A 14,205-nucleotide genomic window follows, 5' to 3' on the forward strand; every position below is an offset into this window, starting at 1 on the left:
CGACACCCGAGAGGATGTCGCCGCGTTCCGGGACGGGATCAGCCGTCCAGACCGACCGGGACGGGCGCGTCGTCGTCGTCGTTCACGACCGGGATGGTCGCCGTGACGATCGGGACCGACGCCGACAGCAGCGTGCCGTCCTCGCGCACGGACCCCTCGAGCTGGCGGATCGAGGGGCGGCCGGGTCGCACCGGGCCCTGACCGTGCAGGGCGACGCGCACCGTCTCGCCCGGCGCGACGGTGTAGTCGACATCGCGCACGGCGAAGGCGACGGGCTCGCCCGAGGTACCCGCTCGCAGGGTCAGAGCCTCGGCGGTGAGCGTGACGTCCAGACGCGTGCCGCGCCAGTGCAGCACGTACGACAGTTCGGGCCAGTCGGCCGGAAGGCGCGGGTCGAAGGTGAGACGACCGAAGTGGTCGCGCATGCCGCCGAAGCCGCTCACGAGAGCGGTCCACACACCGCCGGCCGAGGCGACGTGCACGCCGTCGGAGGCGTTGTGATGCAGGTCGCCGAGGTCGACGAACGCGGCCTGACGGAAGTACTCCAGCGCGAGGTCCTGATACCCCACCTCGGCCGCCAGGATCGACTGAACCACGGCCGACAGCGTGGAGTCCCCCGTGGTCAGCGGGTCGTAGTACTCGAAGTCGGCGAGCTTCTCGGCATCCGTGAAGTGATTGCCCTGCAGGAACAGCGCGAGCACCACGTCGGCCTGCTTGAGCACCTGGTACCGGTAGATCACCAGCGGGTGGAAGTGCAGCAGCAGCGGCCGCTGATCCGGCGGGGTGTTCTCGAGGTCCCAGATCTCGCGCTCGAGGAACACCGCATCCTGGGGATGGATGCCGAGGGCCTCGCTGAACGGGATGTGCATCGCCTCGGCGGCGCGCTCCCACCGCTCGGGTTCCGACGGGTCGAGGTTCATGCGGTCGGCCATGTGGGCGTACGCGTCGGGGTCGTTCTCAGCGAGGTCTCGCACGGTGCGGGCGGCGAAACGCAGGTTGAACCGCGCCATGACGTTGGTGAAGAGGTTGTCGTTGACGACGGTGGTGTACTCGTCCGGCCCGGTCACGCCGTGGATGTGGAACGAGTCGTGCTCGCCGTCAGAGGCGTCGTCGCTCGAGCGCCAGAAGCCGAGCGTCGACCACAGACGAGCCGTGTCGACGGCGATGTCCACCCCCTCGCGCGCGAGGAAGTCCTCGTCGCCGGTGGCGCGGACGTACTTGGCCAGCGCGAAGGCGACGTCGGCGTTGATGTGGTACTGCGCGGTACCGGCGGCGTAGTAGGCGGACGCCTCTTCGCCGTTGATCGTCCGCCACGGGAACAGCGCGCCGGCCTCGTTGAGCTGATGGGCGCGCTTGCGGGCCGCGGGCAGCATGAGCGAGCGCATGCGCAGGGCGTTGCGGGCCCACAGCGGCGAGGTGTACGCCAGGAACGGCAGGACGTACACCTCGGTGTCCCAGAAATAGTGGCCGCTGTAGCCCGAGCCGGTGACGCCCTTGGCGGGAACGCCCTGCCCGTCCGCGCGCGCCGCGGCCTGCGCCAGCTGGAACAGGCACCAGCGGGTGGCCTGCTGCAGGTCGCCGTGTCCGCCGATGCGCACGTCGGAGCGGTCCCAGAAGTCGGCGTACCAGGCGATCTGCTTGTCGGCGAGGCCGTCGACCCCGGTCTCGACGGCGCGGTCGAGCGTGCGGCGGCACCGGTCGAGAAGTTCACCCGTGGGCACACCCCGCGACGTGTGGTAGCTGACCAGCTTGGTGATCGTGGTGGGAACGCCCGCGCGCGCGTGGACACGGAAGACGTTCTTGGCGATGTCGGGCTCGACGAGCTGGCGCGCGGTGTAGTCGTTCTGCGTGTCGACGAGGTGGTCGGCGATGACGGCGAGCGTCATGTGCGACTCGCTCACCTCGTAGCTGAGCGCCGAGCGGTTGCCGTCCTGCCAGTACTCGCGCGGCTGCAGCACGCGGTCGGACAGCTTCTCGGTCTTGCGGGGGTCGAAGCCGCCCGTGGCGGACGTCATGGGCGATCCGCCGTAGATCCCCTCGCCGTCCTGGCGGTTGAGCAGCTGGCTGCTCACCACGACGGGGGCGTCGGCGTCGAGGACCGTCACGGTCAGTTTGAGCACCGCGAGATGCTTCTCGTCGAACGACACGAAACGTTCGTCCTCGATGCGCACGCGCTTGCCCGAGGGCGTCACCCACAGCAGGTTGCGCCTCAGGATCCCCTGTCGCATGTCGAGCACGCGCTCGTATTCGCGCACGTCCGCCACGTCGAGAGACAGCGGCTCGTCGTCGACGTAGACGCGCATGACCTTGGCATCCGGGGCATTGATGATCGTCTGACCGACCTCGGCGAAACCGTAGGCCTGCTCGGCGTGGCGGATGGGGAACGTCTCGTGGAACCCGTTGATGAACGTGCCCTGCTCCTGCGCGAAGCGGCCCTCGATCGAGTTGCCGCGCAGGCCGAGGTAGCCGTTGCCGACGGCGAAGAGGGTCTCGGTGACCCCCACGTCGTCGATCGAGAATTCGGTTTCGACGAGTCGCCACTCGTCGATGGGGAAGCGATCGCGATCGATCATCGGGCGGTGCCTTCCGGTGGCGGGTTCGGGCAGCGCGGAACGGGTGGGGCGCCGTTCGCGCGGGTGGTGCAGGACATCGGTGCCGACGGCACCGAGGGGCGGTCGCGGGGGGCGACGGCTCAGTCTACGAACGCGGCGAGGTCCTCGACCACCACGCTCGCTCCGGCGGCGGTGAGGTCGGCGGCGCCGACCCCGCGATCGACACCGACGACGACGCCGTAGCCCGCGGCCGCGGCCGAACGGACACCGCTCAACGCGTCTTCGACGGCGACGCTGCGGGCCGGGTCGACGCCCAGCATGCGCGCGGCCTCGGCGAACACATCGGGGGCGGGCTTGGATGCCAGGTGGTCGCGCTCGGCGATCACCCCGTCCATCACGACGGAGAAGCGATCACCGATCCCGGCCGCCTCGAGCACCTCGACCGCGTTCTTGGAGCTGGAGACCACCGCGATCGGAGTCCCGGCGGCCTGCAGGCGGTCCAGCAGCGCGACCGACCCGGGGTAGGGGCGGATGCCCTCGCTGCGCAGGATGCGCGAGAAGACCTCGTTCTTGCGATTGCCGACGCCGCAGACGGTGTCTTCGGAGGGGTCGTCCGAGGGATCGCCCCAGGGCACCTCGACGTCGCGGCTGCGCAGGAGGCTGGCCACTCCGTCGTAGCGCTTCTTGCCGTCGACGTATTCGAAGTAGTCGCGGTCGGTGTAAGCGGGTTCGATGTTCCATGCGGCGAACAGCTCGTCGAACATCGTCTTCCAGGCCCGCATGTGCACCTCGGCGGTGGGGGTGAGCACGCCGTCGAGGTCGAAGAGGACCCCCTCGAACGCGGTCAGGTCGGGCAGGTCGGGGCTGTCGGTCACGGCGGGCTCCAGATCGGGGTGCGGTGGCGCCGGCGCCCGGAGCGCCGCCCCTCCAGCGTAGTGGCGCGGCGACCGCTCGACGGCGTCAGCGGGCACCCGACCGCGCCTCGATCCGCCGCCGCACGCGCGGTCCGACGACGAGTCCGAAGGCGTGGACGGCGAGCCGGCGGCAGAGGATGCCCGCCTCGGCGGGACGCGCCTGCAGAAGGATGCGCAGGTCCATACGCACGCGATTGAAGGACTTGCGGCGCGCGTGGAACTCGCGGGTGATCCCGTCGGCGTGCTCGCGATATCGCGCCAGGGGCGGGGCGCCCACGAACCACACGCGCTCACGCCGCACGCCCCTCCAGGCGAGCCAGTAGTCGGTGTGCGTGTCGGTGAACCGCGGCCAGGCCCCGATCGCATCGCGTCGCACGATCGCGCAGACCCCGGCCGGCACGAGCCCCGCCGCCAGTTGGCGTGGACGCGCCTCGCGGACCCATCCTCGTCGCAGGTCCGCCCGGCCGGTCGCGCGGGAGCGTCGCCGGGCGGACTCGTCCGAGAACGCCCCGGCCTCGTCGATGACGCGGTGGTCGCCGAAGACGCAGTCCGCATCGACCCCCGTGCGCACGGGCTGGGTCAGACGTTCCAGGGCATCCGGCTCGAGGACGTCGTCGGCGTTGATCTCCATCACGTAGCGACCGGATGCCAGCGCCACCCCGACCGCGACGGCTCCGCGTTTGCGGGTGTTGCGGTACAGCGACACGATGCGCGCGGCCGGGATCCCCTCGACGCCGCGCCGGGCCACCGCGAGGGAATCGTCGCTCGATGCGTCGTCGACGACGATGAGCTCGAAGTCGCGGAACGACTGCGCGCGCACGGCGGCGAGGGTCTGATCGAGGTAGCGCTGCGCGTCGAGGACGGGCAGGACGAGCGAGACGAGCGGAGTCGGTCGTGCCGGCGGCACGGCCGCGTCGGGACCCGACGCCTGCACGCGGCACACGGGACCCGTGCGCGCGAGGCGGGTGGCGAGCCGCCGCGCCGTCGCGCGTCCCCACACCGGGGCGATGGTGTGCGCGCCCGACAGCGCACGACGACCCGCGGCGTCGAGCCCATCGAGCCCGCGCAGGTCGACGACGGCGACGGTCCGTTCGCCGGGGTCGTGGTCGGGAGCTGCAGCGGGAGCACCCGCGCGCCGGCGCTCGTGCGTCGACGACGACGGATGCACGATGGCAACGCCCCGCGCGGGGGCCGATCGGGAGCGCGGCATGCCGACAGGGTCGCAGCGACGGCATCCGCCCGGAGCCGGCGACCACGGCCGTGGGCCGGGTGAAACGCGGGCGGAAACCGGGTGAAGCCGGCGGTCGCCCGACGGGGGTTCTCCTCAGCGAGCGGCCATCGACAGCGCACGTCCGCCGACCCACACCCGAGACGGATGCCACCCGGCATCCCAGTGCACGAGATCCGCGATCGCGCCCTCGGCGAGATGCCCGAGGTCGTCGCGTCCGAGCGAGCGGGCCGCGTTCTCGGTGACGGACGACAGCACGCTCGCGGGGTCGAGACCCGCGGCGATCATGCGCCGCACGCCCTCGTCGAGGACGATACCGGCCCCCGCGATCGTGCCGTCGGGGCGGCGCCCCAGGCCCCGCGCGTCGTTGGCCACGGGCTGGCCGCCGAAGTCGAGCCACGCCCCCGCGTCGAGTCCGGCCGTCACGATGGCATCCGTCACACCGACGGTGCGACGCCCCGCGCTCGCGAGCACGAGGGACACCACGCGGGGGTCGAGGTGCTGGCCGTCGATGATGGTGCCGACGAAGAAGCGCTCGTCGGCCAGGACGGCCCCCGGCACCCCCGGCTCACGCGGAGCGAGGGGACGCTGGGCGTTGAACACGTGAGTGGTCATCGTCGCCCCGGCGTCCCCTGCCGCGTGCACCTGCGCGGCGGTGGCGTCGCTGTGGCCCACGGCGACGATGTATCCCTCGCCGCTCAAGCGCCGGATGGCGTCGAGCGCTCCGGGCAGCTCCGGTGCCAGGGTCACCGTGCGCAGCGCCGCGCGGGCCGCCGGACGCGCGAGCAGGGCATCCAGGTGCGCGGGCTCGGGAGCGAGCATGTGCTCGGCGCGGTGAGCGCCTTTGCGCGCCGGGGACAGGAAGGGCCCCTCGAGGTGCGCGCCCAGGACGCGGGCGACCGGTTCGGCCGAGAAGCGGTCGCCCGCACGACCGATGCGCTCGAGAGCGTCGACCGTGTCGGTGAGCGGCGCGGTGATCACGGTCGGCTCCACGCCCGTCACCCCGTGCTCGGCGAGACCCGTCAGCAGCGTCCGCCACTCCGCCTCGTCGGCCGCGGCGACGTCGACGCCGAACGAGCCGTTCACCTGCAGGTCGAGCATGCCGGCCGACAGGACGCCCTCGGTGAGGTCGTGATCGACGGGCTCCTCCCCCGTCGCCGGGCGGATGCTGCCGATGCGGCCTCCCACGACCTCGACGACGACCGGACCCACGAAGGCCCCGGCGACGAGGGCGCGCGCCGCGCGCACGCGCATCACAGCCCCTGCCCCACCGGCTTGCCGGCGTAGGTCGTGCGGTAGTAGTCGACGAAGGCGAGCTGGCTCGCGGCATCCTCGTCGACGACGACGGTGGCGTGCGGGTGCAGTTGCAGCACCGAGGCGGGCCAGCGCGACGACAGCGGACCCTCGACAGCCTCGCGCACCGCCTGCGCCTTGCCGCGGCCGAAGCCGAGCATGATCGCGTGACGGCTGTCGAGGATGGTCGCGAGTCCCTGAGTGAGGCAGTGGGTGGGGACCCGCTCCAGATCGTCGCCGAAGAACCGGGCGTTGTCCTGGCGGGTGCGAGGGGTCAGCGTCTTCAGCCGCGTGCGACTCGCCAGGCTCGACATCGGCATGTTGAAGGCCAGATGACCGTCGGTGCCGATCCCCAGGATCTGCAGGTCGATGCCCCCCGCCTCGCGGATGAGGCGCTCGTAGGCGGGGCCCGCCTCGACGGCATCGACGTCGAGATCGCCCGGGCCGACGATCGCCCCGGCCGCGAAGTCGACGTACTGCTCCAGCTCGGTCCGGATGAACTCCCGATATCGCTCGGGGTGCCCCGCCGGCAGCCCGACGTACTCGTCGAGCAGGAAGCCACGGGCCCGGGCGAAGCTCAGTCCCTCGTCGCGATGACGTCGCGCGAGCTCGCGGTAGACGGGAAGCGGCGTCGATCCGGTCGCCAGGCCCAGCACCGCCGCGGGGGTGCGACGCAACAGGACCGAATAGGCGTCGGCGACCAGGGTCGCGGCATCCTCCGGGGTGGGGACGACGACGACCTCCATCACAGCACCTCGATGATGTCGTTCTTGAGCGCCTCGGCACGCGGGCCGAAGACCGCCTGCACGTTGTCGCCCACCTCGAGCACCCCGGCGGCGCCCAGCTGCTTCAGGCGCGCGTGATCGACCAGCGTGCGGTCGGCGACCTCCATGCGTAGCCGCGTGATGCAGGCGTCGACGTGCGTGAGGTTGTCGCGGCCCCCGAACGCGGCGATGAGCTGTTCGGCGAGGGAGTCCTCGCGCGCCGCGGTATCGGCGACGACCGGAGCGGATGCCGTGAGCGGCTCCGACGTTCCCGCGACCGGGGCGGAGGTGTCGGCATCCACCGTCGGTGCGTCCGCCGCGGGGGCGGAGAGGTCCTCGCGGCCCGGGGTGCGCAGGTTCCACTTCTTGATGACGAGACGGAACAGCAGGTAGTAGACGCCGAAGTACACCACGCCCATGACCACCAGCAGCCACACGTTGTTCGCCGCGGGCGCGGTGCCGTACAGCAGCAGGTCGAACAGCCCCGCCGAGAAGGAGAAGCCCAGGTGGATGTCGAGAAGGTAGGCCACGGCGAGCGAGATGCCGGTGAGCACCGCGTGAACGACGTAGAGCGGGAACGCGGCGAACATGAAGGCGAACTCGAGCGGTTCGGTGACACCCGTGAGGAAGGCGGTGAGCCCCGCCGCGCCGAGGATGCCGATCGCCGCCTTGCGCTGGGCGGGGTTGGCGAGGTGGATCATCGCGAGCGCGGCGGCGGGCAGGCCGAACATCAGCACGGGGTAGAAGCCCGAGGTGAGTGCGCCCGCGGTGGGGTCGCCGGCGGCGAAGCGGGTGAGCTCGCCCGTGACGACGCTGCCGTCGCCCTTCGTGTACGACCCCTGCAGGAACCACACGTAGGAGTTGAGGATGTGGTGCAGACCCACCGGGATGAGCATGCGGTTGGTGAAGCCGTAGACGAACGCGCCGAGGGCACCGGTGCCGCCGATGAAGGCGCCGAGGCCCGTCAGGCCGGTGTTGAAGATCGGGTAGAAGTAGCTCAGTCCGAAGCCCACGACCAGGCTCGCGAGCGAGACGACGATCGGCACGAACCGCCGACCACCGAAGAAGCCCAGGTACGAGGGCAGTTGGATGGTGTGGTACCGGTCGAACAGCCACGCGGTCAGCAGGCCGATGACGATGCCGCCGAAGACGCTGTAGTTGATCTGCACCTGGTCGCCCGCGGCGGTGGTCTGTCCGGCCAGCACGACCGGCGACATGGCCTTGAAGACGTTCGCGAGCACGAGGTAGCCGACGACCGCCGACAGCGCCGTCGAACCGTCGGCCTTCTTGGCGAAGCCGATGGCGACGCCGACCGCGAACAGCAGCGCCAGGTTGTCGAAGAGGGCGCCGCCGGCGGCGCTCATGGCCTGGAAGAAGGGGCCGATGACCGGAAGGTCGATCTGGCCGAGCAGGTCGGGCTGACCCAGGCGCAGCAGGATGCCGGCCGCGGGCAGCACGGCGATCGGCAGCATGAGGCTCTTGCCGAGTCGCTGCATCTGGGCGAAGCCCGGGATGCCGCGACGACGGGCGGCGGGGGCGGTGGTGGTCATGGCGGATCTCTCTCGACGGTGAAGGAGCGGGTCAGACGGACAGGAGCGGCGAGCCGGGACGGATGTCGGCGTCGAGCGCGGCGAGCACGGTGACGTCGTCGGACGAGCGCTCGAGCACCACGACGGGGGCGACGGTGGCCCGTCCCGCGGCACGGACGGCGGGGACGTCGTAGGCGATGATCGGGGTGCCCGCGGTCACGCGGTCGCCCTTCGCAGCGAACACCGTGAACCCCTCGCCCTGCAGCTGGACGGTGTTCAGGCCCAGGTGCACGAGCACGGCGAGACCGTCGTCGGCGACGACGACGAAGGCGTGCGGGAATACCTGCAGCAGCGTGCCGTCGATCGGGGCGACCGCGTCGACGACCTCGTCGGGCGGGTCGATGGCGACCCCGGGCCCCATGACGCCTTGCGCGAAGAGCTCGTCGGGCACGGCGGACAGGGGCAGGACGGTTCCCACGAGCGGGGACTGGATGTCGGGCACGGGCACTCCTCGATGAGACGGCGGGTCAGCGGTCCGCACCACCGATCGCCTCTAGGCTGGGGAGGAACGCCTTTCCTCCGCTCGATCCGCCCACTGGCTCGAACTGGTACGTACCAGTGAAAATAGTGGCCGGATGCCGCCGTGTCAACACTGAAAGCCGACGCCGTCATGCCCCGACTCCGCGACGCCGATGCCTCGAGCGCGACCGTCACACCCGGCCCGATCCCCAAGCACGCGCAGCTGAGGGCGATCCTGCTCGCCGACATCGGCAGCACCTGGCCCGCGCACGCCGCGATCCCCTCGGAGCGCGACCTGGCCACCCGGCACGGCGTCAGCCGCGCCACCGTCCGCGAAGCGCTGCGGCAGCTCATCGAGGAGCAGAAGCTCTACACCGTGCAGGGCAAGGGCACCTTCGTCGCCGGTGAACGCGTCCAGTCGCAGCTGCACCTGGCCTCGTTCACCGAGGACATGCGTCGCCGCGGCATGGTCGCCACCACCCTCGTCCGACGCGTCGAACGCGCGACCCCTCCCCTCGAGGTCCGCGCGGCGCTCGGGCTGGACGAAAACGAGCAGGCCTGGTCGATCGAGCGCCTGCGCCTGGCCAACGGCATCCCGATGGCCCTCGAAGCCGGGTGGTATTCGCCGCGCGCGGCATCAGACCTGGGTGTTCACGATCTGGCCGCGTCGCTGTACGCCGTCCTCGCCGAGCGCTACGGCGTGCGCATCGACGCCGCCGAGCAGACCGTGTGGGCCGAAACCGTGGACGACGGCGTCGCCGACGCCCTCGACGTGCCCGCCGGAACCGCCGTCCTGGTGTTCCGGCGCACCTCTCGCGCCACGGGCGTGCCGGTCGAGTACGTCACGTCGTGGTACCGCGGCGACCGGTACCAGGTGCACATGGCCCTCGCCGGGGCCTGAGCGGCCGGCCGCGCCGTGCGCGGCTAGGCGACCGACAGCGTCTGCCGTGCGATCTCGAGCTCCTCGTCGGTCGGCACCACCAGCACCTCGACGCGCGAGGAATCGGTGGAGATGCGACGGATGCCGCGCCCCCGCGCCGCGTTGCGCTCGGCATCGATCTCGACGCCGGCGAAGCCGAGCGTCGCCATCGCCTCGGCGCGCACGGCCGCCGCGTTCTCTCCCACGCCGGCCGTGAACGAGATGACGTCGACGCCGTCGAGCTGGGCCAGATACGCACCGGCGTAGGCCCGCAGACGATGGATGTAGACGTCGAACGCGAGGCGCGCGGCCGGGTCTCCAGCGTCGCGGCGCTGCCCGATGTCGCGCATGTCCGACACTCCGGCGATGCCGAGCAGGCCCGAGCGCTTGTTGAGCAGCGTGTCGAGGTCGGCGATCGACATGTCGGCGCGACGCGCCAGCTGCAGGAGCACCGCGGGGTCGAGGTCGCCCGACCGCGTGCCCATGACCAGACCCTCGAGCGGGGTGAGGCCCATCGACGTGTCGACGGAGCGACCGCCCTCGATCGCCGTGACCGACGCGCCGTTGCCGAGGTGGAAGACGATCTGCTTCAGCTCGGCGAGCGGGCGCCCGACGAACGCCGCGGCGGCTTCGCTGACGAACTTGTGACTGGTGCCGTGGAAGCCGTACCGACGGATGCGGTGCGCCTCGGCGAGGTCGCGGTCGATGGCGTAGGTGTACGCCTCGGGCGCGAGCGACTGATGGAACGCGGTGTCGAACACCGCCACGTGCGGCACTGCCGGGAACGCCTTCTTCGCAGCGACGATCCCCGCGAGGTTCGCGGGGTTGTGCAGCGGCGCCAGGACCGACAGCTCGTCGATGTTGATCTCGACCAGGGGCGTGACCACCGTGGGCGCGAAGAAGCGGGCGCCGCCGTGCACCACGCGGTGGCCCACGGCGACCGGCGGATACTGCTCGAGCGAGGGGCCGTGCGCGGCGAAGGCCTCGAGCATGACCGCGAAGCCCGCGGTGTGGTCGGGGATCTCGCGCTCGATCGTGACCGTGGCATCCGTCACCGTCGGCGCGGGACCATCGATCGCGGCGAGAGCGGCGGCCGTGACCGTGTGCGTCGCGACGCCCCCGGCGCCGGTCGCCGTCGCGGGCTCGCCGATGCGCTCGACCAGGCCGATCGCGAGCACGCTCTCGGTGGCCATGTCGAGCAGCTGGTACTTGAACGACGAGGAGCCGCTGTTGACCACGAGCACCACGCTCATCGCGCACCTCCCTGCGCCTGGATCGCGGTGATCGCGATGGTGTTGACGATGTCGTCGACGAGAGCGCCGCGCGACAGGTCGTTGATGGGCTTGTTGAGCCCCTGCAGCACCGGCCCGATCGCCACGGCGCCCGCCGAGCGCTGCACGGCCTTGTAGGTGTTGTTGCCGGTGTTGAGGTCGGGGAAGACGAAGACCGTCGCGCGCCCGGCCACCTCGGACCCGGGCATCTTGGCCCGCGCCACCGCGGCGTCGGCCGCGGCGTCGTACTGGATGGGGCCCTCGACCAGCAGTTCGGGGGCGCGCTCGCGCACCAGCGCGGTGGCGGTGCGCACCTTCTCGACGTCGGCCCCGGTGCCGGACTCCCCCGTCGAGTACGACAGCATCGCCACGCGCGGGGCGATACCGAACTGCTCGGCCGTCGCCGCCGACGACACGGCGATGTCGGCGAGCTGCTCGCTGGTGGGATCGGGGATGACGGCGCAGTCGCCGTAGACCAGCACGCGGTCGGCGAGGGCCATGAGGAACACGCTCGACACCACCGAGACGCCGGGCGCCGTCTTGATGATCTCGAACGCCGGACGGATGGTGTGCGCGGTCGTATGCGCCGCACCCGAGACCATGCCGTCAGCCAGGCCCAGGTGCACCATGAGCGTGCCGAAGTACGACACGTCGGTGACGGTGTCGGCGGCCTGGGCGTAGGTGACGCCCTTGTGCGCGCGCAGACGCGCGTACTCGGTGGCGAACTTGTCGACGTGCACGGCGTCGAAGGGGCTGAGCACCTCGGCGTCGCGGATGTCGATGCCCAGCTCGATCGCGCGTCCGCGCACCTCGATCGGCTCGCCCAGGATGGTCAGGTCGGCGATGCCGCGCGAGAGCACGGTGGCAGCGGCGCGCAGCACCCGATCGTCGTTGCCCTCGGGCAGCACGATGCGGCGGCGGTCGGTGCGGGCGCGGTCGACGAGGCCGTACTCGAACATCAGCGGGGTGACGACGCTCGGGCGCGCGACGCCCAGCTCGCGCGTCAAGAGCTCGGTGTCGACGTGCCGCTCGAACAGGGCGAGCGCCGTGTCGTAGCGGTGCTGCGAGTCGGCGGCGAGGCGACCGCGGGTGTTCATGATGCGCACCGCGGTGTCGTACGTGCCGAGGTCGGTGGCGATGATGGGCAGCGGCGAGCCCAGACCGTCGATCAGGCGGACGATGGCGTCGGGCAGCTCGAAGCCGCCGTTGAGCACGATGCCCGCGAGCGAGGGGAACGTGCCCGAGGCGTTGGCGAGCAGCGCCGCGAGCAGCACCTCGGTACGGTCGGCGGGGATCACCACGACCGCGGACTCCTGCAGGCGCGGCAGCACGTTGACCATCGACATGCCCGCGACGACGACGCCGAGCACCTCGCGCGTGAGCAGCGCCGGGTCGCCCTTGATCAGCTCGCCCTCGACCGAGCGCAGCACGCCGCGCACCGAGGGGGCGATGAGGAAGCGGTCCTCGGGAAGAGCCCACACCGGCACGGAGCGCCCCTCTGCCCCGACGAGCGGAGCGGCGTCGACCACCTGGCGGACGGATGCCACGACCTCGTCGAGGTGATCGGCATCCGCGCGATTGGCGATGACGGCGAAGAGCGCCGCGCGCTCGTGCTGCAGCTCGGAGATCGCGAGCGAGGCGATCTGGCCGACCTCTTGCGGCGTGCGGGCCACCGACAGGCCGAGCGTCTCGCCGTGGCCCTGTTGCGCCCGGCCGCCGAGCACGAGCAGCACGGGAGCGCCGAGGTTGGCCGCGATGCGGGCGTTGTACGCCAACTCGGCGGGGCTGCCGACGTCGGTGTAGTCGCTGCCGATGATGACCACGGCGTCGCACCGCGCCTCGACCGCCTTGTACCGCTCGACGATGCGCGCCAGGGCGGCGTCGGCGTCGTCGCGCACGTCGTCGTAGGTGACGCCCACGCAGTCGTCGTAAGCGAGGTCGACGCTGTCGTGGTCGAGCAGCATCTCGAGCACGTAGTCGCGTTCGGCCGTGGAGCGCGCGATGGGGCGGAACACCCCCGCGCGCGGCGTCACGCGGCTGAGGGCGTCGAGGACGCCCAGAGCCACGGAGGATTTGCCCGAATGACCTTCGGCCGACGTGATGTAGATGCTCTGCGTCACCCGATCAGCCTATTGCGGGGCCCCGACATCGCCTCGGGGTTGCTTCGTCGTCGAGTCATCGGGACACCCCGCGTCTAGGCTCACGACCGTGACCTCTGACGCCCCCGGAACCACCGTCCCCGACCACCGCGGCCGCACGGGCCTGCACCTCACCGGTCGCGACCTCGACCGCAACCCGCGGGTGCGCGTCGACGACGTCCGGCTGCTCGCCGCCGGCTGGCACGTGCTGCGCGCGACGACCTTCCGCTACCGCGGCGACGACGGGGAGTGGGTCACCCAGACGCGCGAGACCTACGACCGCGGCAACGGCGCGACGATCCTGCTCTACGACGCGGCACGACGGACCGTGCTGCTGACCCGGCAGTTCCGCTACCCCGTGTACGTCAACGACCACCCCGACGGCATGCTGATCGAGACCGCGGCGGGGCTGCTCGACGACGACGATCCCGTCACCGCGATCCGCCGTGAGGCCGAGGAGGAGACGGGCGTCCGGGTCGACGAGGTCGAGCACGTGTTCGACGTCTACATGAGCCCGGGGTCGGTCACCGAGCGCCTGCACTTCTTCGCGGCGGCCTACGACGGCGCCGACCGAGAGGGCGATCGGGGCGGTCTGGCCGAAGAGGACGAGGAGATCGAGATCCTCGAATACGACATCGACGAGGCCCTGTCGATGATCCGCGACGGCTCGATCCAGGATGCCAAGACGATCATGCTGCTGCAGTGGGCGGTGCTCGACGGGCCCTTCTCCCCCGGCCGCTGACGCGCCGACGCGATCACGGTCGCGGGGCGACGTCAATCTTGGCGGAATCTGGGAGGGCCGGCTCTACAGTCGGGTCCGTCGGTGCTCCCGCTCCGGCACGGGCGGCCCGTCCCGCCCCGGACCGGAGGATCCCCGCGCATGCTCACCGCCCTGAACCCCTTCGACGCGGCATCCGTGCTGCAGGCCTTCGGGCCGTTCGTCCTCGCCGGGATCGCCCTGCTCGTCTTCATCGAGTCGGGGGTGCTGTTCCCCTTCCTCCCCGGCGACTCGCTCCTGGTGACCGCGGCGATCCTCAGCGGCCCCCTCGGTATCACCCCGTGGCAGGTCGCGCTCGTG

Annotated in this window: 11 protein-coding genes and 1 pseudogene; 3 read left to right on the top strand and 9 right to left on the bottom strand. The window is 71.5% G+C overall.

Features of this window, described 5'->3' with window-relative positions:
* Positions 1–38: 38 nt before the first annotated feature.
* The 7 genes from QZ433_RS04645 to QZ433_RS04675 all read right to left on the bottom strand — a co-directional run bounded on the left by QZ433_RS04645 (position 39) and on the right by QZ433_RS04675 (position 8,782).
* On the bottom strand, positions 39–2,573 hold the full coding sequence (locus QZ433_RS04645; protein WP_295780249.1) for a glycosyl hydrolase family 65 protein: 2,535 nt from the start codon (positions 2,571–2,573) through the stop codon (positions 39–41).
* 119 nt (positions 2,574–2,692) lie between these two features.
* Positions 2,693–3,427 (bottom strand): HAD family phosphatase, encoded by a 735-nt coding sequence (locus QZ433_RS04650; RefSeq protein ID WP_295780251.1) that lies wholly within the window; start codon positions 3,425–3,427, stop codon positions 2,693–2,695.
* 85 nt (positions 3,428–3,512) lie between these two features.
* Positions 3,513–4,676 carry a glycosyltransferase family 2 protein gene (locus QZ433_RS04655; RefSeq protein ID WP_295780253.1) on the bottom strand — a complete coding sequence of 388 codons (1,164 nt, stop codon included), beginning with the start codon at positions 4,674–4,676 and terminating at the stop codon, positions 3,513–3,515.
* 114 nt (positions 4,677–4,790) lie between these two features.
* A complete protein-coding gene (locus QZ433_RS04660; RefSeq protein ID WP_295780255.1) occupies positions 4,791–5,948 on the bottom strand; it encodes an amidohydrolase family protein in 1,158 nt (385 codons plus the stop codon).
* Positions 5,948–6,733 (bottom strand): glucosamine-6-phosphate deaminase, encoded by a 786-nt coding sequence (locus tag QZ433_RS04665; protein WP_295780257.1) that lies wholly within the window; start codon positions 6,731–6,733, stop codon positions 5,948–5,950. Before QZ433_RS04665 ends, QZ433_RS04660 begins: the two co-directional genes overlap by 1 nt.
* Complete coding sequence (locus tag QZ433_RS04670; protein ID WP_295780259.1) at positions 6,733–8,301, bottom strand: PTS transporter subunit EIIC; 1,569 nt, start codon at positions 8,299–8,301, stop codon at positions 6,733–6,735. Before QZ433_RS04670 ends, QZ433_RS04665 begins: the two co-directional genes overlap by 1 nt.
* Positions 8,302–8,332: 31 nt before the next feature.
* Positions 8,333–8,782, bottom strand: coding sequence for a PTS glucose transporter subunit IIA (locus QZ433_RS04675; protein ID WP_295780261.1), 450 nt, complete (start codon positions 8,780–8,782; stop codon positions 8,333–8,335).
* 141 nt (positions 8,783–8,923) lie between these two features.
* Between QZ433_RS04675 and QZ433_RS04680 the strand changes: the two genes are divergently transcribed.
* Positions 8,924–9,700 carry a GntR family transcriptional regulator gene (locus QZ433_RS04680; RefSeq protein ID WP_295780263.1) on the top strand — a complete coding sequence of 259 codons (777 nt, stop codon included), beginning with the start codon at positions 8,924–8,926 and terminating at the stop codon, positions 9,698–9,700.
* A gap of 23 nt (positions 9,701–9,723) precedes the next feature.
* On the opposite strand, the gene QZ433_RS04685 is transcribed toward QZ433_RS04680, so the two are convergent.
* Both QZ433_RS04685 and pta read right to left on the bottom strand, forming a co-directional pair.
* The gene (locus QZ433_RS04685) at positions 9,724–10,971 is read right to left on the bottom strand and encodes an acetate kinase (protein WP_295780265.1); all 1,248 of its coding nucleotides are present in this window, start codon (positions 10,969–10,971) and stop codon (positions 9,724–9,726) included.
* Positions 10,968–13,109 carry a phosphate acetyltransferase gene (pta, locus tag QZ433_RS04690; RefSeq protein WP_295780267.1) on the bottom strand — a complete coding sequence of 714 codons (2,142 nt, stop codon included), beginning with the start codon at positions 13,107–13,109 and terminating at the stop codon, positions 10,968–10,970. The genes QZ433_RS04685 and pta overlap by 4 nt, the downstream gene beginning before the upstream one ends.
* Before the next feature lie 88 nt (positions 13,110–13,197).
* On the opposite strand from pta, the gene QZ433_RS04695 reads away from it, so the two are divergent.
* Together QZ433_RS04695 and QZ433_RS04700 are read left to right on the top strand one after the other, a co-directional pair.
* Positions 13,198–13,869 (top strand): NUDIX domain-containing protein, encoded by a 672-nt coding sequence (locus tag QZ433_RS04695; protein WP_295780268.1) that lies wholly within the window; start codon positions 13,198–13,200, stop codon positions 13,867–13,869.
* A gap of 138 nt (positions 13,870–14,007) precedes the next feature.
* Positions 14,008–14,205 (top strand): annotated as a pseudogene (locus QZ433_RS04700) (DedA family protein); the annotation flags it as partial.

Source organism: uncultured Microbacterium sp., from assembly GCF_913776565.1.
In the GTDB taxonomy this organism is placed as follows: domain Bacteria; phylum Actinomycetota; class Actinomycetes; order Actinomycetales; family Microbacteriaceae; genus Microbacterium.

Bases quoted from the DNA above. Each gene is read 5' to 3' on its own strand.
- QZ433_RS04645 (WP_295780249.1), bottom strand. From the start codon at position 2,573: ATGATCGATCGCGATCGCTTCCCCATCGACGAGTGGCGACTCGTCGAA.
- QZ433_RS04655 (WP_295780253.1), bottom strand. From the start codon at position 4,676: ATGCCGCGCTCCCGATCGGCCCCCGCGCGGGGCGTTGCCATCGTGCAT.
- QZ433_RS04660 (WP_295780255.1), bottom strand. From the start codon at position 5,948: ATGCGCGTGCGCGCGGCGCGCGCCCTCGTCGCCGGGGCCTTCGTGGGT.
- QZ433_RS04665 (WP_295780257.1), bottom strand. From the start codon at position 6,733: ATGGAGGTCGTCGTCGTCCCCACCCCGGAGGATGCCGCGACCCTGGTC.
- QZ433_RS04670 (WP_295780259.1), bottom strand. From the start codon at position 8,301: ATGACCACCACCGCCCCCGCCGCCCGTCGTCGCGGCATCCCGGGCTTC.
- QZ433_RS04685 (WP_295780265.1), bottom strand. From the start codon at position 10,971: ATGAGCGTGGTGCTCGTGGTCAACAGCGGCTCCTCGTCGTTCAAGTAC.